The sequence below is a fragment of the Pectobacterium sp. PL64 genome (genome assembly GCF_022477975.1).
Lineage (GTDB): Bacteria > Pseudomonadota > Gammaproteobacteria > Enterobacterales > Enterobacteriaceae > Pectobacterium > Pectobacterium jejuense.
In genome coordinates, this window is sequence record NZ_CP092070.1 from 2,469,202 (window position 1) to 2,493,011 (window position 23,810).

Annotated in this window: 16 protein-coding genes, 1 other RNA gene and 2 pseudogenes; 6 read left to right on the forward strand and 13 right to left on the reverse strand. The window is 50.5% G+C overall.

The window, feature by feature from the left end:
• The 4 genes from HP572_RS10980 to licT form a co-directional block, all read right to left on the reverse strand.
• The gene (locus HP572_RS10980) at positions 1–1,641 is read right to left on the reverse strand and encodes a carbohydrate porin (protein WP_240585633.1); all 1,641 of its coding nucleotides are present in this window, start codon (positions 1,639–1,641) and stop codon (positions 1–3) included.
• Between the two features lie 276 nt (positions 1,642–1,917).
• The gene (locus HP572_RS10985; RefSeq protein WP_240585634.1) at positions 1,918–3,312 is read right to left on the reverse strand and encodes a glycoside hydrolase family 1 protein; all 1,395 of its coding nucleotides are present in this window, start codon (positions 3,310–3,312) and stop codon (positions 1,918–1,920) included.
• A gap of 35 nt (positions 3,313–3,347) precedes the next feature.
• Positions 3,348–5,249, reverse strand: a complete 1,902-nt coding sequence (gene bglF / locus HP572_RS10990; protein WP_240585635.1) for a PTS beta-glucoside transporter subunit IIABC — start codon at positions 5,247–5,249, stop codon at positions 3,348–3,350.
• A 315-nt stretch (positions 5,250–5,564) separates the two neighbouring features.
• Positions 5,565–6,425, reverse strand: coding sequence for a BglG family transcription antiterminator LicT (licT, locus tag HP572_RS10995; RefSeq protein WP_240585636.1), 861 nt, complete (start codon positions 6,423–6,425; stop codon positions 5,565–5,567).
• 642 nt (positions 6,426–7,067) lie between these two features.
• Between licT and pykF the strand changes: the two genes are divergently transcribed.
• Positions 7,068–8,480, forward strand: a complete 1,413-nt coding sequence (pykF, locus tag HP572_RS11000) for a pyruvate kinase PykF (RefSeq protein WP_014915791.1) — start codon at positions 7,068–7,070, stop codon at positions 8,478–8,480.
• 313 nt (positions 8,481–8,793) lie between these two features.
• The gene (locus HP572_RS11005; protein WP_005970385.1) at positions 8,794–9,030 is read left to right on the forward strand and encodes a major outer membrane lipoprotein; all 237 of its coding nucleotides are present in this window, start codon (positions 8,794–8,796) and stop codon (positions 9,028–9,030) included.
• Between the two features lie 180 nt (positions 9,031–9,210).
• Here the strand turns inward: HP572_RS11005 and HP572_RS11010 are convergent, their stop codons facing one another.
• The 7 genes and pseudogenes from HP572_RS11010 to sufA all read right to left on the reverse strand — a co-directional run bounded on the left by HP572_RS11010 (position 9,211) and on the right by sufA (position 16,428).
• The gene (locus HP572_RS11010; protein WP_240585637.1) at positions 9,211–10,233 is read right to left on the reverse strand and encodes a L,D-transpeptidase family protein; all 1,023 of its coding nucleotides are present in this window, start codon (positions 10,231–10,233) and stop codon (positions 9,211–9,213) included.
• A gap of 474 nt (positions 10,234–10,707) precedes the next feature.
• Positions 10,708–11,124: a cysteine desulfuration protein SufE gene (gene sufE, locus HP572_RS11015; RefSeq protein WP_103860441.1), complete on the reverse strand. Its 417-nt coding sequence runs from the start codon at positions 11,122–11,124 to the stop codon at positions 10,708–10,710.
• Positions 11,125–11,164: 40 nt separating this feature from the next.
• Positions 11,165–12,382: pseudogene (gene sufS, locus HP572_RS11020) on the reverse strand (cysteine desulfurase SufS); the annotation flags it as partial.
• On the reverse strand, positions 12,382–13,725 hold the full coding sequence (gene sufD, locus HP572_RS11025; RefSeq protein ID WP_240585638.1) for a Fe-S cluster assembly protein SufD: 1,344 nt from the start codon (positions 13,723–13,725) through the stop codon (positions 12,382–12,384). The gene sufD and the pseudogene sufS, both read right to left, overlap by 1 nt.
• A complete protein-coding gene (gene sufC, locus HP572_RS11030) occupies positions 13,700–14,446 on the reverse strand; it encodes a Fe-S cluster assembly ATPase SufC (RefSeq protein WP_240585639.1) in 747 nt (248 codons plus the stop codon). The genes sufD and sufC overlap by 26 nt, the downstream gene beginning before the upstream one ends.
• A gap of 96 nt (positions 14,447–14,542) precedes the next feature.
• Positions 14,543–16,043: pseudogene (gene sufB / locus HP572_RS11035) on the reverse strand (Fe-S cluster assembly protein SufB).
• A 13-nt stretch (positions 16,044–16,056) separates the two neighbouring features.
• A complete protein-coding gene (gene sufA, locus HP572_RS11040) occupies positions 16,057–16,428 on the reverse strand; it encodes a Fe-S cluster assembly scaffold SufA (RefSeq protein WP_005970398.1) in 372 nt (123 codons plus the stop codon).
• Between the two features lie 426 nt (positions 16,429–16,854).
• Here sufA and HP572_RS11045 point away from each other — a divergent pair, with 426 nt between their 5' ends.
• Complete coding sequence (locus tag HP572_RS11045) at positions 16,855–17,256, forward strand: hypothetical protein (RefSeq protein WP_015840662.1); 402 nt, start codon at positions 16,855–16,857, stop codon at positions 17,254–17,256.
• 48 nt (positions 17,257–17,304) lie between these two features.
• On the opposite strand, the gene menI is transcribed toward HP572_RS11045, so the two are convergent.
• Entirely contained in the window at positions 17,305–17,721 is a 417-nt protein-coding gene (menI, locus tag HP572_RS11050; protein WP_240585640.1) for a 1,4-dihydroxy-2-naphthoyl-CoA hydrolase, read from the reverse strand.
• On the reverse strand, positions 17,721–20,774 hold the full coding sequence (locus HP572_RS11055) for an FAD-binding and (Fe-S)-binding domain-containing protein (protein ID WP_240585641.1): 3,054 nt from the start codon (positions 20,772–20,774) through the stop codon (positions 17,721–17,723). The genes menI and HP572_RS11055 overlap by 1 nt, the downstream gene beginning before the upstream one ends.
• A gap of 295 nt (positions 20,775–21,069) precedes the next feature.
• Between HP572_RS11055 and ydiK the strand changes: the two genes are divergently transcribed.
• The 3 genes from ydiK (at position 21,070) to apbE (ending at position 23,753) form a co-directional block, all read left to right on the forward strand.
• The gene (gene ydiK / locus HP572_RS11060) at positions 21,070–22,179 is read left to right on the forward strand and encodes an AI-2E family transporter YdiK (RefSeq protein ID WP_240585642.1); all 1,110 of its coding nucleotides are present in this window, start codon (positions 21,070–21,072) and stop codon (positions 22,177–22,179) included.
• 324 nt (positions 22,180–22,503) lie between these two features.
• Positions 22,504–22,615, forward strand: an RNA gene (gene rprA / locus HP572_RS11065) — antisense sRNA RprA.
• 91 nt (positions 22,616–22,706) lie between these two features.
• Complete coding sequence (apbE, locus tag HP572_RS11070; protein WP_240585643.1) at positions 22,707–23,753, forward strand: FAD:protein FMN transferase ApbE; 1,047 nt, start codon at positions 22,707–22,709, stop codon at positions 23,751–23,753.
• The last annotated feature ends 57 nt before the right edge of the window (positions 23,754–23,810 follow it).

The window sequence follows — 23,810 nt, forward strand, 5'->3', positions numbered from 1 at the left end:
TTACCACCAAACTTCCGCTTGAACACCCACGGAGAATTGATCGCTCTTACTGTCGTTAAAGGTGGCCTTGCTGATATCGTTATCTTCAATTTTCAGGTAAGAACCATAGAACCGAATCTCTGGACGGGAATTCAAGATACTCGTATCAACTTTAAGCGCATGGTACAGCGTGGTTTTATAACCTGACTCGTGATAATTCACACCATTGGCCTTATTGGTTTGGTTAAAATACGCCAATTCGACCCCAGTCTGGTTAAATTTATCCCAAATATAAGCAGGACGTAATACCGCACGGATGCTGTTGAAATCGGTATTCGCTCCCGTGTCATAGCTGTATATGTCATTACCTTGTGAATAAACCAGCGCATTCGCCATAATGACATCATCACGCAGGTACATTTCTCCTTGCGAGATCGCGCGGAAGGCATTACCTGAATGATTGCCATAGTAGTCACCATTACGGCTATACGTCGGGTTAGCATCAGATATATTAGCAAAACCACTGGCAATAGAATTACTCGCGCCTTGAACGGTGAATTCATTAAATCCACCGTTATATAATCCTTGGCGTAAAATGACACCAGCAGTCCAGGCATCTTTCATTTTATACGATAAACCATCGATTTCATTATTATTCTGCACATTGCTCTTATTGGCTTTCGCATATTTACCAATCAAAGACAATGTTGCATCATCCCACAGCGGAATACCTTTATAGCGTACATCAACCGCATTGGTATTGACCTGATTTTTATCTTTTTTCGGGTCATTATATACGAATCGCCGCGCGTTAACGTCTTCACGGTTTAAAGAGACATCAAGTTTACCCACGCCCAACTGCCAGTTCTCAATACCTACACCGCCCGCCGCTTCTGAACGGTGGCTTTTCCAGTCCAGCATCTGAATCTCATAGACTGGCAGGGTATTTTTACCTACCCAAAAATCAGCCTCTGGGGCGAATGGTAAGAACCCTTTTGTATTGACGTACATCTGGGAGAATTGCAGTTTATTTTCATTATCGGCGTCTTCGCCAAACCAGGCGCTGTTGTACTGCATACCCACGTTACCATCCAATTGGATGACGGCGTCGACACGTTTATTCCCTTCTGCATAAACTTTTTGGCTCAGTATGAGATCGAACCAACCACTGTGCTCATTACCAAAACGCCCTAATGAACCAATCGCATACGATTTTGGTGCGCCATGATCGGCCGTTGCCCATCCCGAACGGAAATACCCCGTATAGCTAAAGCCAATATCATCCTTAACGAACTTACTCACTTCAGCTAACGTTAATGGCTTCTGTTGTGCACTTGTCGCGGCATCAGTCGTATTTGTAGCGGGTTGGACAACAGGCGAAAGAACCACCTGATTAACCGATGACGTGCCAGAAGAAGCAACAACCAGCGGTTTATCTTTTGCCGCAGAGTTTGCTGCAAGACGTGCTTTATTTTCTGCGTTCGTCTTATATTCACGAAACTCTTTTTTCGTTGACTGCAATTCGGCTTTATTTGCCGCCAGTTCTTTCTCCAAGAGTTCCAGTCTTTCTTCTACGGTCAATTTTGCGGCCATAGCACCATTAGACAAAAACACTGAAGACATCAGTAATACCATCATCTTTACAGGGAATTTTTTACGCATGATTATTATCCGAGTAGGGTACATTTTAACATTGGAAACAGCGGTTTTAAGTTGAGACAACCCCCTCGCGACGCTAGCCGCAAGTCCGCCTATTTATAAAATTTTTTGTAAAACCCACATGACCGTTTATATGATTTAATGGCTAGTCCATTCCCTCCCGTTTCATCTTATTCCCCTGCCATCTTTCCCATGGATAGTAAAAAAATAGAGTTCGCATTCATTCCAGATCTTATTTCTCTGAGAATGAATGCGTAAATGACTCATCGATGCGATGGTTTATTTCAACGTTTCACCATTAGAGGAAATAACCTCTTTATACCAGTAGAAACTTTTCTTACGTCGACGTTCTAACGTGCCGTTCCCTTCGTCATCACGATCGACATAAATGAAGCCGTAGCGTTTCGACATTTCGGCTTTTGACGCACTCACCAGATCGATAGGCCCCCAGCAGGTATAACCCATAACTTCAACGCCATCTTCCAACGCTTCACCTACTTGATACAGGTGATCGTTCAGGTATTGGATGCGATAGTCATCGTTAATGCTGCCATCGCTTTCAAGTTTATCTTTGGCACCTAAACCGTTTTCCACAATGAACAGCGGTTTCTGGTAACGGTCATACAGATAGTTCAGCAAGTAGCGCAGCCCTTCCGGGTCGATCTGCCAGCCCCACTCGGAGCTTTCCAAATGCGGATTCGGCACCATATTCAAAATATTGCCGCGGGCTTTCAGGTTCGCTTCTTCATCCGTGGTCACACAGCCCGTCATGTAATAGCTGAAAGAAATGAAATCGATGGTTTCTTTCAGCGACTGGCGATCGTCTTCCGTTACCGTCAGCGTAATACCGTGCTGTGCAAAGAAACGCTTCATGTACGCCGGGTAGTATCCTCGGGCTTGGACATCACCGAAGAACAGCCAATCGCGGTTCTGCTGCATCGTTTCCATGACATCCGCAGGCTTGCAGGTTAATGGATAGAACATGGAACCCAACATCATATTGCCGATTTTGGCATCAGGGATGATGTCATGACACGCCTTCACCGCTTTAGCACTTGCCACGAGCTGGTGATGAATCGCCTGATAAATATCCTGCTTACTACTCTCGGTAGGTAAACCAATGCCTGTAAATGGTGCGTGTAGCGCACAGTTAATTTCGTTGAACGTCAGCCAATATTTAACTTTGTCTTTGTAGCGCTGGAATACCGTGCGGGCGTAACGCTCGAAGAACGTAATCGTTTCACGGCTTCCCCAGCCACCGTAATTTTTCACCAGACCGTACGGCATTTCATAGTGAGACAGCGTCACCAGCGGTTGAATGCCATACTTTGCCATCTCATCCAACAGACGATCGTAAAATGCCAGCCCTGCCTCATTCGGCTGGGTTTCATCGCCCTGCGGGAAAATGCGCGTCCAGGCAATGGAGATTCTCAGGCATTTGAAGCCCATTTCAGCAAAGAGCGCGATATCTTCGGGATAGCGGTGATAAAAATCGATCGCAATGTCTTTGATTCCGCTGTCGCCCGGCGTACGCGTGACGATCTCGCCAAAAATACCCTGTGGCTGTAAGTCGGACGTTGATAATCCTTTGCCGTCCGTTAAGTACGCGCCTTCAACCTGATTGGCTGCGATCGCGCCGCCCCACAAGAATTCTTTCGGAAACTGATGGCTCATCTTTTCTCCTCCCAATTGGGTCGTAAATGTCAATGTCAGCGGATTAACGTCAGCAAAGCGCCCTGTTCCTGCACGGCGTTTCCGGCGGTAGGCAGAACATCAACGTAATCTTCGCTATTGGTGATAATGACGGGCGTTGTCGTGTCATAGCCGGCTTTCTCAATCGCCTGATAATCAAACTCCACCAGAAGATCGCCCTGCTTCACGACATCGCCAGTCTTAATGTATGCAGTGAAATACTGACCATCCAATTTCACCGTATCGATACCGATGTGAATGAGCACCTCGGCCCCCTCTTCCGATTCGAGTCCAATCGCATGGTTGGTCTTGAACAGCGAGGCAACCGTGCCGTTCACCGGTGAAACCACGCGCCCGGCCAGCGGTTTAATCGCAATCCCTTTTCCCATTAATCCACTGGCAAACGTTTCATCGCCGACTTGTTCAAGTGGCAGAACCGTACCTTCGATCGGGCTGTTTATCTCTTGCTTGCGCGTTGCATCACTCTGACGCTGCGTGGTTTGTGGTGCTGTCGCAGGCGCATTTACTTCTGTCGTTTTTTCTTGCGCTGGAATCCCAAACGCCCAGGTCGTCACAGCCGCGAAGGTAAAGGCAATGGCAGTACCAATGATCGCAGCCCAGACCGTGTTATCTACACCGGTCGGCGGGATAACCTGAGTAAAGGTGAAGATGCTCGGGAAGCCGAAGGAGTAAATCGTGGTGTTGAAATATCCCAGAACACCCGCGCCGATAGCACCGCCTAAACAGCCAAAGATGAAAGGACGCTTCAGCGGCAGCGTAACGCCATACACCGCAGGTTCGGTAATACCAAAGATTGCTGCCGAGAACGCCGAACCAGAAATCCCTTTCAGCTTCATATCACGCGTACGCAGCAACACGCCGAGCACCGCGCCTGCCTGCCCTAATACCGCAGGCGTCAGCAGCGGCAGCAGTGTGTCGTGTCCCAACACGCTAAGGTTGTTGATCATCAGCGGCGTTAAACCCCAGTGCAGACCAAAAATCACGAACACCTGCCACAGCGCGCCCATCAGTGCGCCCGCAATCGTGGAGTTCAGCCCGTAGATCAGTTGGTAGCCGCCGGCCAGCATATGCCCAAGCCAGGTTGCCGCCGGCCCAATCAGCAGGAACGTAACGGGGACCGTAATACAGAGGCACAGTAACGGCGTGAAGAAATTGCGGATGTTGATGTGCAATATCGCATTCAGTGGCTTTTCCAGACGTGAGGAGAGCCAGGCTGAGAAAATAATGGGAATAACGGAAGAGGCATAATTAATAAATGTGATCGGAATGCCAAGGAAATAAAGTTGCTGATAATTCGCATTCTGCATAGCGCCAAATTCAGCAATCATGGAAGGATGCACCAGCGTGGCACCAATCACCATGGTAACGAATGGATTTCCACCAAATTTCTTCCCTGCGGTATAACCTAACACCACGGGGAAGAAAAAGAATAATGCATCGCTTGCTGCAAACAGAACTTTATAGGTTCCGCTGGTTTCAACCATCCAGCCGCACACTAAACTCAGCGCTAAGAATCCCTTTAAAATACCGGAAGCAACCATGACGCCAATTAATGGCGTAAATATGCCAGATATAATATCGATAAAGCGGGAAAGGATATTACCTTTCTTCTCATCGCCGTCTTCATTACCTGAAGAGTCAGCCTGATCCGTCAATCCAGAAACATTCTGTAAACTGCGATAGACGTCACTGACATGATTGCCGACGACGACCTGAAATTGTCCGCCACTTTCAACCACCATGATCACGCCTGAATTACTTTTCAGCGCAGCGGCATCCGCTTTTTTGTTGTCTTTTAGTTTAAAGCGTAATCGGGTTGCGCAGTGCATCACGCTAATGATGTTGCCACGTCCGCCGACACCATCGAGTATCTCTGTTGCTAATGCTTTGTATTCCATCGTCTATCCTTAATACTAAACAGACTTAAATATCAATAATTTAAGATTGCCAGCTCTGTTTGAGACAAAAAAAAACCTAAATCGCTTTTCCCAATAAGCATTGAGAAAACGATTTAGGTTTTGCCTGCCCGCCTAGACTAGCCTGACAGTAACAATCCTGCTTGTTTGTCAGCGTGATTACTGCGCCGACAATAAAACCAACTTCATCTGATAATTTGCTTTCCACATACTCTATGCTTTCGCTTTCACCGTATGCAAGGACATTTATCTTGTCATACTGTTATTTTGTGACGAAAAGCAAATTAGCAGAAATTATTATCCATCACCGGGTTTTATTTTATCCTGACCTTCTGTCCGTACGCGTTCAATATGAATCGTTAAGAACATCAACTCTTCTTTCGTTAACGTATACTGATACTTTTGAATAATATGAACCTGTATTTTTTCCGCACAGCGATAAGACAATTGATATCGTTCTTTTACGACATCATGTAATGATTCATCATCACTAAATACCGCGCTTTTTCCTATTAGCCGCTGCGCAAAAAACTTCAAATGCGTCACAAAACGATGATAACTTAACGCCTGCTCGTTATAATCCAAACTCAGCTGATATTTTACAATGTTCAGTATTTCCTGCATGATTTTGGTAATTTGCAAGACTTCAGGCATTTCGCTGTCAAGCTGCGCGTTCACCAAATGCAGCGCAATAAATCCCGCTTCATCTTCCGGTAACCGCACGGCAAGACGCTGCTCAATAATATCCAGCGCTTCCAGACCAACGGCGAATTCCTTTGGATACAGGCGCTTTATTTCCCATAGCAGCACATTACGGATATCCACCCCTTGCTTGTGGCGCTCTATCGCAAAGTGACAGTGATCTATTAAGGAGATGTAGACGCTGTTTTGCAGTTTCCCGGGCAAACGCTCTTTTACCAGCAGAATAATCTTGTCTGCCGTCGTGATGACATCCATCGGGATCTCTGACAGCAACTCCTGCAAGCGCGATGTCAACTCGCCGGATTTCATCACAAACACACGTTCAATCAGCGTTTCATCCAGCAGATCGCCAGAGTGCTTTTTGAAGCCCAGCCCGCGTCCCATTACAACCGACTCATTATTGTTTTCGTCGATTACGGTAACGACATTATTGTTGAGTATTTTGGCAATCTTCATTTTTCAAACCCTGGAAACAAAAAAACCAGACACCCGTAGCAAGAACGAGCATCTGGTTTTGCCTGCTAACGCAGTAACAATCCGCAATGGCAGGTAAACTACCACCTGCATTTATCTTCTCAAGAAGCATGACACAAAAACGTGATACGGATCGACAGAAAAACACGGCGCTTACACGTGTTTTCTTTATTTATTGCCCGCGGTTACAAGAATCAACCACTTGCTCTCGTTCGCCGTCATTCCGTATTCTTACAGCGGATTTGTTAGGCAGTTGCGCAACAAAGTTAGGTAAAAACACCAAATCGATCAGTTTTTTGCGTAAACACGACAAAATATTCAATTTCATCCCTTTTACCACCTTGTTTCTCGTCGCTTAATAACTATAATACGGAACGTCGTTTCAATTGAATGGTTTCAGCTAAACAACGTGCCACTATCAATAACATCATTATCAACGGCATCGCCAACGCGAATCCCGCTAATCTCATGCGACGAGCGGCTGTGCATTTCATCACCCATTCACGACGACCATCTATACTTACCTCCTATACTGTTCCCTCACACATTCTTTCCAGCGGCTTATCTCGCATCGCCACTGGTTCACTCGTTTTTTTATCCATCACAACTTGCAGAAACTATCTTATGAAAAAGACAAAAATTGTTTGTACCATCGGGCCGAAAACAGAGTCAGAAGAAATGCTTGGCAACCTGCTGTCTGCTGGCATGAATGTTATGCGCCTGAATTTCTCTCACGGGGATTACGCAGAACACGGTCAACGCATCAAGAACCTGCGTGCCGTAATGGAAAAAACCGGCAAGAAAGCCGCTATCCTGCTTGACACCAAAGGCCCTGAAATTCGTACCATGAAGCTGGAAAACGGCGCGGACGTCACGCTGACCGCAGGTCAAACGTTCACGTTCACCACCGATCAGAGCATCGTGGGCAACAAAGATCGCGTCGCAGTAACCTACGCTGGATTTACCGAAGACCTCAGCGTTGGTAACACCGTTCTGGTTGATGACGGCTTGATCGGTATGCAAGTGACGGCAATCAACGGTAACGACGTTGTTTGTAAAGTGCTGAACAATGGCGATCTGGGCGAGAATAAAGGTGTCAACCTGCCTGGCGTTTCCATCCAACTGCCTGCTCTGGCCGAAAAAGACAAACGCGATCTGATTTTCGGTTGCGAGCAAGGCGTCGATTTCGTTGCAGCATCTTTTATCCGTAAACGTTCTGACGTTGAAGAGATCCGTGCTCACCTGAAAGCACACGGCGGCGAGCACATCCAGATCATCTCCAAGATCGAAAACCAGGAAGGTCTGAACAACTTCGACGAAATCCTGGAAGCATCCGACGGCATCATGGTTGCTCGTGGTGACCTGGGTGTTGAAATCCCGGTTGAAGAAGTGATCTTCGCGCAGAAAATGATGATTGAGAAATGTAACCTGGCACGCAAAGTGGTGATCACCGCGACGCAAATGCTGGATTCCATGATCAAAAACCCACGCCCTACCCGTGCTGAAGCTGGCGACGTGGCGAACGCCATCATCGATGGTACCGATGCCGTGATGCTGTCTGGTGAAAGTGCGAAAGGTAAATACCCGCTGGAATCCGTTACCATCATGGCGACGATCTGTCAGCGTACCGATTCCGTGATGAAAAGCCGTCTGGATACAATTAAGACTCCCCCGGTTCTGCGTATCACCGAGGCTGTCTGCCGTGGTGCAGTAGAAACTGCAGAGAAACTGGATGCGCCACTGATTGTGGTTGCGACCAGCGGCGGTAAATCTGCCAAATCTATCCGTAAATACTTCCCGAACGCTCGCATTCTGGCGCTGACGACTAACGACGTTACTGCGCGTCAGCTGCTGCTGAGCAAAGGCATTGATACGCTGCTGGTGAAGGAAATCGCTTCTACTGATGATTTCTACCGTATCGGTAAAGAAGCCGCGCTGAACAGCGGCCACGCGCAAGCTGGCGATGTTGTGGTTATGGTGTCTGGTGCACTGGTTTCCAGCGGCACAACCAATACCGCTTCCGTACACCGTCTCTAATCACAACGATCAGATCGGTAAAAAGCGCCTTAATGGCGCTTTTTTTATATTCTGAAACGACTTTCTACAGTGCGATAACCTAATTAATGCGTCTATGTAACACGTCATTTAATAGCCTAAAGCCTCAGAGTTATCCGATAAAAATAGCACTGTTTTCCTTACTTTTTTAATGAATATGTAAAACTCGCTGTTTCTTTGAGCGAACGATCAAAATTAAGCATGTTCTCATCAAAAATTTATTCTCATTAGAAAAAAGTTTGTGTAATACTTGTAACGCTACATGGAGATTAACTCAATCTAGAGGGTATTAATAATGAATCGTACTAAACTGGTACTGGGCGCGGTAATCCTGGGTTCTACTCTGCTTGCTGGTTGTTCAAGCAACGCTAAAATTGATCAGCTGTCTTCTGACGTTCAGACTCTGAACGCTAAAGTTGACCAACTGAGCAACGACGTGAACGCAATCCGCTCTGACGTACAAGCTGCTAAAGATGACGCAGCTCGTGCTAACCAGCGTCTGGACAACCAAGTTCGTACTTACAAAAAGTAATCGAACTGGTTAAGTAGTGAAAATGGCGCACACTGTGCGCCATTTTTTTTGCCTGCGTTTTACCTTTTCAGCGTGCTCTTCCAATCCCTTTTTCGCTTTGTCAGGTATCTTCATCCTTCTGCCCTATCCCTGGGGCCAGCACAGATGCGCCTAAACGCATCTGGCCGATTTATTTCCGTATTACCGAGCAGTGGTGCTGATCGCCGTGATCGGCGCAACCTGATGCGTTTCAGGCGCTTCTGGAGCCGATTCTACAGGCGGTTGGTAGGTATTGATGTCTTGCCCTACGCTAACCACGATTGGCATGCCTGAACGACGCACAATGGCATCAGCAACGGCTTTGCTGTCCGTCTCCGCATCCTTAACAAACTTCTGCGTCTTCGCTGTCAGCGCAATCGGCATGGTTTGTGGATCGTCCTTATCGGTTTTCGACAGAGGCTGATGCACTTCAACGTAGCGTTTGCCGTCTGGTTCAACGGACGTTTTAATCGCATCGTTAACAATCTGCACTCGCGTACCGACTGGCACGTTGTCGAACAACGCCTTAATGTCATCCGGGCGCAGACGGATACAGCCGGAACTTACGCGCATGCCGATACCGAAGTCCGCATTTGTACCGTGCAGCAGATAAACACCGCCGTGTGCGGACAGACGTAACGCGTGTAACCCCATTGGGTTATCCGGGCCAGCCGGAACGACGGCAGGCAGTTTAATGCCCTGCTCTTCGAGATAATGCTTACGGATGTTCGCCGTTGGCGTCCAGGTCGGATTTTCACGCTTCTCGCTTACGCTGGTCGTCATCAGTGGCGTATTACGCCCCAGTTGACCAATACCGATCGGGTAAACGATGACGGTATTTTTCCCTTTCGGGTAGTAGTAGAGGCGCAGCTCCGCCAGATTGACCACAATGCCTTCACGCGGGGTATCCGGCAGCAGCATTTGCGTTGGGATCGTGAGGGTGGAACCCGCTGTCGGCAGGTAAGGATCCACGCCGGGATTCGCTTCCATCATGCCCAACAGACCAATCTTGAAATCCGAAGCGATAGCTTCCAGCGGACGACCATCATTGGGGACCGTATAAGCGATATTTTCGCCAATAAGTCGGCTATTGGGTGGCGGTAGCGGGTATTCCGTCGCTTTGGCGGCGGTGCTGGCCAGGTATGCCGCGAAGGCCATACCAAGTAAAGTTAACGCGCGTTTCATATTAGGTTCCCTACATCACAACTAACATAAGTAATTTATCAACAACATCCGGTTCTGTACCCAGAATGCAGTATCCGGCTGGCTATACCCGTTTACCCCGTCATACCTCAAGCTGCCTGTGCATTCGCGTTTCTGCAACCTGAATGGTTCAGGGATATCTGGTGTCAATGCGGCTATTGTTGCCCCTTTCCACCGAGCGTGGGTATATATTAGCATTGTTGTAACAAAAGAATATTTTATTTAAAAATCAAAGCATTGATATTCAATTCTTTACAAAGCAGAGCCAGCATAAAATTTAATGGGAAATAAATATACGGGACGAATTCTGAAATATCAGCGAGTTAATAAATCTGCCAAAAAACAATAACGTGCCGTTGGTAAAAATCAGTAAATGAAAAAACAAAAAAGCGCTGGACGTTTTTTCCGTCACAGCGCTTTTTTATACTTCAGGAAAGCAGAAAACAGGGAAGAAAATTAAAGCAGTGCGGCGGCGTGCGCACGAATCGCGCGCAGCATCGCCTCAAGCCCCTGAGAGCGGGATGGCGTCAGGTGTTGATTCAACGCCAGCGATTCGAAGAATGGCCGCACATCTAGCTCAACAATCTCCTGCGCTGTCAGCCCCTGATACAGGCTGAAAACCACCGCAATCAGCCCTTTCACGATAGCGGCATCGCTGTCGCCGTGTAGGGTGATAATGCCCTGTTCATCGGGCTGGGTCACAATCCAAACCTGGCTTTGGCACCCCGAAATCAGGTTATCTGGATTACGCCACTCGTCGGGCAGAGGGTCAAGACGCTCCCCTAACTCGATGACATAAAGATATTTTTCTTCCCAATCATTACAGCGCGCAAAGTTGCGCGCCAGTTTCTGCGGTTCTGGCAGACTCGCCATGTTTTCCTCCCCGAACAGATCCGCGCGCGGCGCTTAACTGCCCAGCAATCGATGGATACGTTTGCAATCCGGCAACCAGCCGGTCAATTTCTTCGCGTGTAGTATAAACGGCCAGCGAAGCGCGGCACATACTCGGAACACCGTAGTATTCCATCAGCGGCATCGCGCAATGGTGGCCGGTGCGAATCGCAATACCGTACCGATCGAGGAAACTTCCAACGTCATAGGCGTGGTGCTGCCCAAGATTAAACGCAATCACACCGTGGCGTTCAGCAGGCCCGTATAGCGTCAAATCGGACACCTGCGTGAGCGCTTCGAGCGCATACTGCATCAGAGAGGATTCATAACGCTGAATCTCTTCACGCCCCAGCGACGTCACATAGTCCAGTGCGGCGCCTAAGCCCATGATGCCGCCCGTATTCGGCGAACCGGCTTCAAAGCGCCACGGCGAGTCAGCATAGGTGGTGCCCGTACGCAGGCTAACCTGACGAATCATCGCCCCGCCGCCTTCCCATGGCGGCATGGCCTGAAGCAGGTCACGTTTGCCATACAGCACGCCAATACCCGAAGGGCCGTAGATTTTATGTCCTGAAAAGACAAAGAAATCACAGTCCAGATCCTGCACATCGACCGTCTGATGCATAATCGACTGCGCACCATCGACCAACGTAACCGCGCCAGCCGCTTTTGCCTGTGCGATCATGGCCTTAACTGGGTTTAGGGCACCGAGTACGTTAGAGATCTGCGTCACCGCCAGCAGGCGAGTACGCTCGTCCAACAAGCCGGGAAGCTTTGCGACATCCAGCGAGCCATCTTCGGACAGCGGCAATACGCGAACCTCAACGCCACGCGCTTCCGCCAGCATCTGCCAGGGAACGATATTCGCATGGTGTTCCATCTCGGTGATGATCAGGTTGTCGCCCGGCTGGATAAAGGTGCGACCATAGCTGTTAGCCACCAGATTGATGGCCTCCGTCGTCCCGCGGACAAAAACAATCTCTTCCACTGAGGCCGCATTGATAAAGGAGGCGACCTTCTCGCGCACGGCTTCCATCGCGCTGGTCGCCTGCGCGCTCAGTGTATGAATACCGCGATGCACTGCGGCATATTCATGGCGATAGAATTCGGCTTCGCGATCGATAACTGCGTGCGGTTTTTGCGCACTCGCGGCGCTATCAAGATAGGCTAACGGCTGGCCGTTAACCTCGCTTGCCAGCAACGGGAAATCGGCACGAACCCGTTCAATAGGATAACTCATCATACCGCCTTGCCGGCATTCGCCAGCGCGTTTGGCAAACGCTGCGCGATACGTTCCAGAACCACATCTCGCAGAGACTCGTTTTCAATCGCTTCTGTGACTTCCGCCGCAAAGGCGAAGATGATCATCTGTTGCGCATCCTGCTGCGTAATACCACGAGAACGCAGATAGAACAGCTGCTCTTCGTCCATACGGCCAATAGTGGCACCGTGACTGCATTTCACGTCGTCTGCGTAGATTTCCAACTGCGGCTTGGTATCAACCTCAGCCAGTCGACCCAGCAGCAGGTTGTTGTTAGTCATCTGTCCGTCAGTTTTCAGCGCATGCGGCGCAACTTTGATCATGCCGTTAAACACCGCTCTGGCGCGATCGTTGACGATGACTTTATGCAACTGGCGACTTTCGCCATAGCCCTGATTGTGTTCCAGATACGTGCGCGTATCGCACACTTCGCTACCAACCGGCAGGATCAGGCTGTTCATGGACAGATTAGTGCCTTCGCCGTTCAACTGCGCGCTGGTGTTATGACGCGTCAGACCCGCACCCAGCAAGAAGCTGTGGCTACGAACCCGAGCATCACGCGCCAGCACCAGATCGTTGTGCGCGAAGTGGTAGCCTGCTGCCGCTTCAAACGCCAGCTTATAGTGACTAACCTGGCTATTTTCTGCCGCATTCACCGTCAGGCGTGCGCCAGTAAAGTGCGCATGCTCATCCAGACTGACGTAGTGCTCGATAATTTCCGCACTCGCGCCACGTTCAACGTTCAGGTGATGACGATGGTGAACCGTATTCAACGCGGCTTCCTGACTGCTGCTAATGTGCAACAGGTAAAGCGGTTTTTCCGCCTGCTGTCCGGCAGCCAGACGAATCAGCGTACTGGTGCTAGCCAGACTTTCGGTCAGGTGCAGGAACACTTCGGACTGGATGGCCGCAGGCAGCACGCCATGCGCACGCGACGCCTGTACGTCAACCTGATAAGGGCCCCAGGCGCTGTCGCTGAGTTCGGCGTTGAATACGCCATCGACAAACACCAGACGCCAGCTATCTACAGCTAAGGCCAAGGCGTCTACCGCTGCACGATCGAGAGACGGTGCCTGTGGTGCGACAAATTCGTTGCTCAGCAAGCCATCCAGCGGCGTGTACTTCCAGTGCTCATGCTTACGGTGCGGTAAGCCAAGGCGCACCACGTCCTGCCAGTGCTGGTTCGCCCCTTCAGAACGGCGCGACGCATCGCGTTCAAACAGACCATGCCATTGCTGCAGCGCCTGTTCTTGTTTCTGTGCGATGCTGGTTTTACCCGTCGCGTTATCGCTCGTCTTATTGCTCGTCGGTAAGCCAGCCATAGCCTTGCTCCTCCAACTGTTTCACCAGCGAGAAATCACCGGATTTCACAATACGACCCTGATACAGAACGTGGACGTGATCCGGTTTGATGTAATCAAGAATACGCTGGTAGTGCGTGACGATGATGAACGAACGTTTGCCGTCGCGCAGGGAGTTGACGCCGTTAGAGACGATTTTCAGTGCATCGATGTCCAGACCGGAGTCGGTTTCATCCAGAATGCACAGATCTGGCTCCAGTGCTGCCATCTGCAGAATGTCGTTACGCTTCTTCTCGCCGCCGGAGAAGCCTACGTTGACCGAACGGGTCAGCAAATCTTCTGGCATATTCAACAGCGCGATCTTTTCTTCGATAAAGTCGGCGAAGTCAAAGCGATCCAGCGCTTCCTGCTCGCGGTATTTGCGCACCGCGTTAACGGAGGTTTGCAGGAAGAATTGGTTGCTAACGCCGGGGATCTCGACAGGGTACTGGAACGCCATAAAGACGCCTTCGCCCGCACGATCTTCTGGAGACAATTCCAGCAGATCTTTCCCTTTGAAGTTCACCGAACCGTCGGTCACTTCATATTCTTCGCGTCCAGCCAGCGTCGCGGAGAGCGTACTTTTTCCTGAGCCATTCGGGCCCATAATCGCGTGAACTTCACCCGGCTTAATGGTGAGATTAAGCCCTTTGATGATCTCTTTGCCTTCTACGCTGACTTTTAAATTTTCGATGCTTAACATGCTTATTCCTTCCAACGCCCAATGTGGCGAGCGCTTAATGAATTCCGGGACCGATGATTCTCATTATTCTCTGTGAAAATCCCGGTAACCGCCGAATTAACCCACGCTGTGTTCCAGGCTAATCGCCAGTAACTTTTGTGCTTCTACCGCAAATTCCAACGGCAATTCAGAGAAGACGTCCTTACAGAATCCGTTCACGATCATCGAGATGGCGTCATCTTCGCTGATACCGCGTTGCATGACAGTAGAACAGCTGATCTTCACCGATCTTCGAGGTCGTCGCTTCGTGCTCCAGCTGCGCGGTATTGTTGCGCACTTCCACGTATGGGAAGGTGTGTGCGCCGCACTCGCTGCCGATCAGCATAGAGTCACACTGGGTGAAGTTACGGGCGTTGGTTGCGCTCGGCATGATCTTCACCAGACCACGGTAGGTGTTCTCACTGCGTCCGGCGGAAATCCCTTTAGAGATGATGGTCGAACGGGTGTTTTTACCGATGTGGATCATCTTGGTGCCGGTATCGGCCTGCTGGCGACCGTTGGTCAACGCAACAGAGAAGAACTCGCCGACGGAGTAGTCACCGCGCAGAATAACGCTCGGGTATTTCCAGGTGATCGCGGAGCCAGTTTCTGACTGCGTCCATGACATTTTTGAATGCTCGCCTGCACACAGCGCGCGCTTGGTCACGAAGTTCAGAATACCGCCTTCGGCGTCATCTTTACCGGAGAACCAGTTCTGCACCGTGGAGTATTTCACTTCGGCATTCTTGTTGATGATGACTTCCACCACGGCAGCGTGCAGCTGGTAGGTGTCACGCACCGGCGCGGAGCAGCCTTCGATGTAGCTAACGTAGCTGTCATCATCGGCGATCAGGATCGTACGCTCGAACTGACCGGTTTTCGCCGCGTTGATGCGGAAATACGTCGACAGTTCCATCGGGCAGCGCACGCCTTTCGGGATGTACACAAACGTGCCGTCGGAGGCAACCGCCGAGTTCAGCGCCGCAAAGAAGTTGTCGTTCGCTGGGACGACCGTACCGAGATACTGACGCACCAGATCGGGATGCTCCTGAATCGCCTCGCTGAATGAGCAGAAGATAATGCCTTTTTCAGCCAGCTCATGCCGATACGTGGTCGCAACAGAAACGGAGTCGAAAATCGCATCGACCGCCACTTTCTTGCCTTCACGGACAGGAACACCCAGCTGATTAAACGCATTCTCTACTTCGCTGGTCAGGTAATTATTCACGTCCGTAATCCCGGATTGCTGCTTGGCACCGGGCTCAGAGCCGCAGCTGTCATCGCAGTTACCGCAGGAAGGCGCGGAATAATAGCTATAGTCCTGATAGTCCAGTTTCTCGTAATGGGCTTTCAGCCAATGCGGTTCTTCCATCTCCAGCCACGCTTTGTAGGCGTTGAGACGGAATTCCAGCATCCACTCAGGTTCGTTACGCTTCGCCGAAATCGCCCGTACGACATCTTCGTTGATGCCGTGCGCCAGCTCATCGGTTTCCAACTGCGTGAAGAAACCTTCTTTATAGCGTCCATCACCCATCCAGATCTGGACATCATCAGGTACATCTACCGTGCTACGTGCCATAATTTTTCATCACTTAAATGCCAAAGCTTTCGCCACATCCACAAGCATGCTGCGCTCTGGGATTATTAAACTTGAATATCTGATTCAGCCCTTCACGGACGAAATCAAGTTCTGTGCCGTCAATGAAAGGCATCGCTTTCAGTGGGACATACAGTTTTGCACCATCACGTTCGAATACCAGATCGTCGGTCTCGAACTCCTGTACCAGATCCAGCACATAGCCAAATCCCGCACAGCCTGATTGTTTAACGCCGAGCCGCAGTCCCTGCACGGCTTCATCCTGCTTCATCAGATTCTTAATCTGCTTCACGGCGCTGTCGGTCAGCGTCAATCCTTGCCAGACATTTTCATCCAGTGAAAACGTCCCTACATTTTCCGCTTGCATATGGAATACCTCATTGCGTGTGGTACCAGTTTTAGGCTGGTTTCCCCTAATGTTAGTGATAATGAAACTAGCTTCAACCTCTTGTTTCGCAGGGCTATTCGTAACATTTCGGTTTTTAGCGAGCCAATAGCGCTATTTTACACGTCTCTGACGCGCCAAACAATGCGGCAATAAATCAACTAACCACTTGATAATAAATGAATTAATAATATCATCCCTGTCCCTTTCGGGGAGGTGAAATTTATCATCTCGTTATCATTATTATAACATTTATCGGCGATACCTATTTGTAAAACAGGGAAGGTATATGAAGATTTATGTGATTTCCGATCGGACTTTTGACGTTAAAGCACATTTTACCCATTGATCATGTCCTTTTTTAACAATATGATAATGATTATCATTTCATATTCAGGATCGATAACCATGCTTTCCGTGAATGCCTGGCTGCACCACCAAATTGACGAATATAAATTTCAGATTCGCGATGCCACCGTTGATTTCTATATGGCGGAAGCTCGCCTGAACCGTCCGGGAAGCAATATTGACCATTTACGTCGCTATCATAACGCCTGCATGGACATGGTTGAACTCTGTCTGAGAAATGGCGATGACGACAGCTATCTGCATGCGCTGGTCAAGCTGCACAATCGGTTGATTAAAGAGATTAATAATGAAGGGCGTTGCCACCTGTTTCGCGTGCAAAGCTACTACTTTGCCCGTAACACGCTGAAGTCGATTTGCCATCAGTTAAGCATGCAGGGCTCATGGGATAAAGCCACCGCGTTTCAGACCGACTTCGTTAAGCGTGTGCCGTTTCTCCCCTGAGGAGCAACGAAACCAGACCGGCCAGCAATCTGGTTTCGTGCTTCATATTTACGGCGTAATGACCGACGTCGTCAGACGTGAAATGCAGCACAGGCGATTTTGGTCATCAAAAATCTCAATCTGCCACACCTGACTACGGCGGCCAACGTGAAGCGCACGACACACGCCACGCACTTCCCCTTCACGCACGGCTCGCAGATGGTTGGCATTAATTTCAAGCCCCACCACCTGCTGATCGCCTTCAGAACACAGATAACCCGCGACGGAACCCAGCGATTCCGCCAGCACAACAGACGCCCCGCCGTGCAATAAGCCAAATGGCTGGCGCGTGCGAGAATCTACCGGCATCACCGCTTCCAGATAATCCTCCGCGATATGGGTATAGCGGATACCGACATGACCCACCATACACGTTTGGTTCGGTTCATTAAGCTGCTCAAGCGTAACCTGTCGTTTCCATAGCATCAGATAATCTCCAGCAAGGCCTGTAGCGGATGGCGCAATGCGCTGCCTTCCATGCGTTTCACCTGACTGCGACACGAATAGCCAGTAGTCAGGCAGCGTTTCTGCGGTAACTTCTGCAACACCTGCTGCCAGGACAGCGCATAGATTCCCTGCGAGTTGGCAAGGTTCTTGGTTTCATGCCCGTAGGTTCCCGCCATGCCGCAACATCCGACGCTGACATTCTCCAGTTTGGCACCAAAGCGCGAGAAAATGTCGGACCACTGTTTGGTGCTGATCGGCAGCGCAGTGGTTTCCGTACAGTGCCCCAACAGATACCAGGATTCGCCAGTGGCAGGCTGCGGCGTGCTGTCTGCCAATGCCGTCACTAGCCATTCATGCACCAGCTGCACCTGAAAATCGCCACGCTTATCGCCCAGAATCTCACGGTATTCATCGCGATAACACAACACCAGCGCCGGATCGACGCCCACCATCGGCATCCCTAATTTAGAGACGCGGTTCAGGAAATCTGCCGTCTTCGAGGCCGTTTTGGCAAAGCGTTGCAGGAAGCCTTTAATGTGTTGCGCCTTCCCGTTCGGCGAGAACGGCAACAGCACTGGTTTCAGCTTCAGTTTTTCGATCAGATGGACGAAATCGGCCACCACCTGCGCATCGTAATAGCTGGTAAACGGATCCTGCACGATTAACACATACTGCTGGCGCGCCGCTTCCGGCAACTGTTCCAGCTGTTCAAGCGTGGTGTTAACGCCACTGTGTCCGGCAAACTGCTGGCGCAGCGACGGCGATGACAGCAGAGGCAAATCGACCATGCCGATCTGGCTGCGGCTCAGGTTATTCAGCAGCGGCATTTTCAGGAAGAAGTTAAACGTCTTCGGGCTGCGCGCCATCAGCGGGGCATAGCTTTCGACACCGGCGACCAGATAGTCACGCACCGGACGCAGATAGCGCGTGTGATAAAGCTGCAGGAAGCGAGAGCGGAAACCGGGCACGTCAATCTTGATAGGGCACTGCGTTGAGCAGGCTTTACACGCCAGACAGCCCGACATCGCATCTTTGACTTCGTGCGAGAAATCGTAATCCCCTTGCTTCGCCTGCCAGGTATTGCGGGTCTTCTGGATAAAGGCGCGCAGGCTCAGTTTCTGCTGCGGCAACGCTTTTTCCAGCGCTACGGGATCGACGCCCTGCTCTGCCAGCAGGCGTAGCCATTCACGCACCAGCGTCGCACGGCCTTTCGGTGAATGAATCCGGTTGCCGCTGATTTTCATCGACGGGCACATTGGGCTACGGGCATCAAAGTTAAAGCACAGCCCATTGCCGTTACATTCCATCGCGCCACGAAACGCCGTGCGCACCGTCAGCGGGATCGTGCGGTCGAACGTGCCGCGCTTGACCGCATCGACTTTCATCATCGGCGCATCCACGTCCAGCGGCGCACAAATCTTACCGGGATTAAGTCGGTTATCAGGATCGAACGCGGTCTTGATACGGCGCAGCTCGGCATACAGCTCCGGTCCAAAGAATTCAGGGCTGTATTCGGCGCGGAAGCCTTTACCGTGCTCTCCCCACAGCAGACCGCCATATTTGGCCGTCAGCGCAACAATCTGGTCGGAAAGCTGTTTCATCAGCATTTCCTGTTGCGGGTCGCACATATCCAGCGCCGGACGAACGTGTAGCACTCCGGCATCGACGTGGCCGAACATGCCGTACGTCAGATTATGGCTGTCTAACAGCGCACGGAATTCTTCGATGTAATCGGCCAGATGCTGTGGCGGCACGCAGGTATCTTCCGCGAACGGAATCGGCTTCGCTTGCCCTTTGCTGTTGCCCAGCAGCCCGACGGCTTTTTTCCGCATGGCATAAATACGCTCGATGCCGGCCAGGTCGTTACAGGTTTGGTAACCAATCACCCCACCTTCTCCGTTTGCCAGCAGCGTATCCAGCCGCTGACAGAGCGCGTCGACCTGCCCGTTAATCAGTGCTTCATCATCACCCGCAAACTCAACGATATTCAGGCCGAGCATCTCCTGATTAGGCACATCAGTAATCAGTTCGCTAACGGAATGCCAGACGATATCTTCGCGGGCAAGGTTTAAGACTTTGGAATCCACGGTTTCAACGGACAACGCCTTCGCTTCCACCATGAACGGCGCATTGCGCAACGCGGAATTGAAGGAGTCGTATTTGATATTGACCAGACGGCGGCTCTTCGGCAGCGGCGTGATATCGAGCTTCGCTTCAGTGATAAACGCCAGCGTGCCTTCAGCGCCGGTCAGAATACGCGTCAGGTCAAAGGTCTGGAGATCGTCGCTGAACACATGACGCAGGTCATAACCCGTCAGAAAACGATTCAGCTTAGGGAATTTGTCGATAATCAACGCACGCTGTTCGCGACAGCGGTGCAGCACCGTATGGTAAATACGTCCGATGGCGGAATCTTCTAACGCCAGTTTCTCTGCCAGCTCTACCGGCATAGCCTGCGTATCCAGCATTTCGCCGCCCAGCAGGACCGCACGTAGCCCCAGCACATGGTCTGAGGTTTTCCCGTACACCAGCGAACCCTGCCCTGATGCATCGGTATTGATCATGCCGCCCAGCGTCGCCCGGTTACTGGTCGAGAGCTCGGGGGCAAAGAAATAGCCATAAGGCTTCAGGTATTGGTTAAGCTGATCTTTAATGACGCCAGCTTCGACACGCACCCAGCCTTGCTCAGGGTTGATCTCCAGAATGCGGTTCATATAACGCGACATATCGACCACGATGCCGCGATTCAGCGCCTGCCCGTTCGTTCCTGTCCCGCCACCGCGTGGCGTAAAGGTCAGCCCTGAAAAACGTGTCTCGCCCGCCAGCCGCGAGAGGATCGCGACATCGGCGGTTGAACGGGGGAAAACCACCGCATCAGGCAAAAGTTGATAGATGCTGTTATCCGTTGCCATCGTCAGACGATCGGCGTAATTCGTCGCCGTATCGCCCGTGAATCCATTTTTCTTCAATGCTTCCAGAAAATTAAGCACCGGCTGAACCAGCCCGGGAGATTGCGTGATCTGTGGGATCATTATTTTTTGACCCTGTCCGTACATGATGTGTTTGCCAATATGTCGTGATATGCCTGTGAAGAGCCGGATATAGCCGCTCTGTCATCGGGGACATCACGTTTTATCACATTTCGCAATCGTGTGCGCTCCCGGATCGGCAAAAATATACAGCGTGTTGGCTAATGGCTGTTTCACCAACAAAATGTTCAACACACTGTCAAAACCCTCGGAAATATCTCATGATGACGGATGACTATATGGTTTCACCCAAGCGACCTCGTCTAAGCCCTTTCTTTTGCTATTGAGGAATGATTCATTGAGCAAATATTCCCAGCCACCACGATTTGATCTGGCCAGAATCCTGTTCAGTCTGGTGTTTATTACCATCATGATTATTGCCTGTTTTTGGGTGGTACAGCCTTTTATTCTGGGATTCGCCTGGGCATGTATGGTGGTCATTGCCACCTGGCCGATGCTGATTAAATTTCAGGCGCTATTATGGGGGAGACGTTCTCTGGCCGTGCTCGTTATGACGCTGCTGCTCATCCTGCTATTTATTGTCCCGATTGCCGTTCTTGTCAGTAGCGTGGTGGAGAACAGTTCGGCGCTAATGAGTTGGGGGGGCAGACAGGAAAACTTTTCACCGCCAACGCTGGAGTGGCTGACGTCCATTCCTTTAGTCGGTGAGAAATTGTTCAACAGCTGGCAGGCGCTGTTGCAAAGCGGCGGCAGCGGTTTGTTCGCCAAGGTGCAACCCTATTTTGGTAAAACCGCAACCTGGCTGGTTGCACAGGCAGCACATGTTGGGCGTTTTCTGATGCACTGTTCCCTGATGCTTATTTTCAGCGCCCTGCTCTATTACAAGGGTGAAGCCGTTGCGAAGGCCGTGCGACATTTCGCTATCCGGCTGGGACAGGAGCGCGGCGATGCCGCGGTGATTCTGGCAGCGCAGTCAATTCGCGCCGTCGCACTGGGCGTGGTGGTAACGGCCATCGTGCAATCGGTATTAGGCGGAATTGGTCTGGGGCTGTCTGGGATTCCTTACACCACGCTATTAACCGTGCTGATGTTTCTGTGTTGTCTGGCACAGCTAGGGCCGCTTCCTGTATTGATTCCTGCCATTATTTGGCTGTATTGGACGGGCGATAACACCTGGGGCACCATTTTGCTGGTCTGGAGCTGCGTCGTTGGCACCATCGATAACGTTATCCGCCCGGTCTTAATCAAAATGGGTGCCGATCTTCCTATGTTGCTGATTCTTTCCGGCGTGATTGGCGGATTGCTGGCATTTGGCATGATAGGGATATTTATTGGCCCGGTCGTCCTCGCCGTTTCCTATCGTCTGCTGTTTGCCTGGATGCGTGAAATACCCGAGCCGCAAAACATCCTTTCCGTTAATACGTCTAACACGCCAGATAAAGAGTAAGACCGACAGTCACCGTTTTCTCTTCCCGTGGGCGGTACGCCGCCCACACATTCCCTCTCTCAGCATCGAGCCTTCGGCACTTTTTCGTGCATGACTTTGACACTATTTTTCGGCGCTATCATTCCCTTACTTTTTCAATAGGTAAAAATAGCTAATGATTAACCCTCTATTCTTGGGGATTAGTCCTAAAAATTTTGATATCATTTCTCTAATTCATCAATTTTATTGACAATAAAAAAACTCTGAAAGGCTAATCCTTAAAAAATAATTAACTATTAGGATGATTCTTAATGACTGAATAAGGCATAATCCATAGGATAAATACCGGAGCTAGTATTAACCTACTGTTTGTCAATGAGGTTTCCTCCTCGTCAGAGTTAGTAACGAATTGCTGTGTGTAGTCTTTGCCCATCCCCTGAGATGGGCATTTTTTTTCCTTTCATTTGTCTTCCATTCAATTACGCTTCATCCCTTTTTTGTTACTCTCCTGTCTGCCTACCCTCAGTTCAGTTTTTCAGGAGTTTTTCATGATGCCTCTTGCCGCGAAGAGATTGCTACTCTGTGGCTTATTCAGCCTTCTGACAGCCTGCGATAATCCAACGCCGACGACACAGCGCCCTTTGCTGACCATTGAAGGCAAAACCATGGGGACGTTTTACAGCGTAAAAATTAGCGGCGACATCACCGAAGACAAAACGCAGCTACAACGGGAAATCGATGTTCTGCTGGAGCAGGCCAATAACGATATTTCCACCTACCGTGACGATTCAGTTCTGTCGCGTTTTAATCAGTACCGAGGAACGGAACCCCAGCCCATCAGCAATGGCATGGCGGATATCATTCTGGCCGCGCTGCGTATCGGTAAAGCCACGCACGGCGCGATGGATATCACCGTCGGCCCGTTGGTTAATCTCTGGGGATTCGGCCCGCAGAAGCAGCCTACGCGGATCCCCAGCCAGCAGCAGATCGATGTAGCGCGGCAAAATGTCGGGTTGCGTCACCTGAAACTGATCGGTGACGAAAAAGGGGAATGGATTCAGAAAGATCTCCCGGATTTGTATGTCGATCTCTCCACGCTGGGCGAAGGGTACGGCGCCGACGTTCTCGCGCAGCTAATGACGCGTAAAGGGATCACCAATTATCTGGTTTCCGTCGGTGGCGCGGTTTCCAGCCGTGGGGTGAACGCCGAGGGTACGCCGTGGCGCGTGGCGATTCAGAAACCCACCGATCAGGAAAATGCAGCACAGGCGGCGGTGAATTTGCAGGGGTATGCGATCAGCACCTCCGGCAGTTATCGGAATTATTTTGAAGAGGACAGCAAGCGCTATTCTCACGTTATCGATCCCGAGACGGGCAGACCGATTACCCATCAGCTGGTTTCTGCGACCGTGATTGCACCAACCGCGCTGGAAGCGGATGGCTGGGATACCGGTTTGATGGTGTTGGGAACAGAGAAGGCGTTGAAGCTGGCAGAACAGCAGGGGCTAGCGGTTTATCTGATTACCAAAACGGATAAGGGCTTTAGCGCGGTAATGACGCCACAGTTTAAATCCTTCCTGATTGCAGCACCGTAAGAAACGAAAAGGCCAACAGCAGCCCCATCGCGATGAGATCAAGATACACGGGGCGAC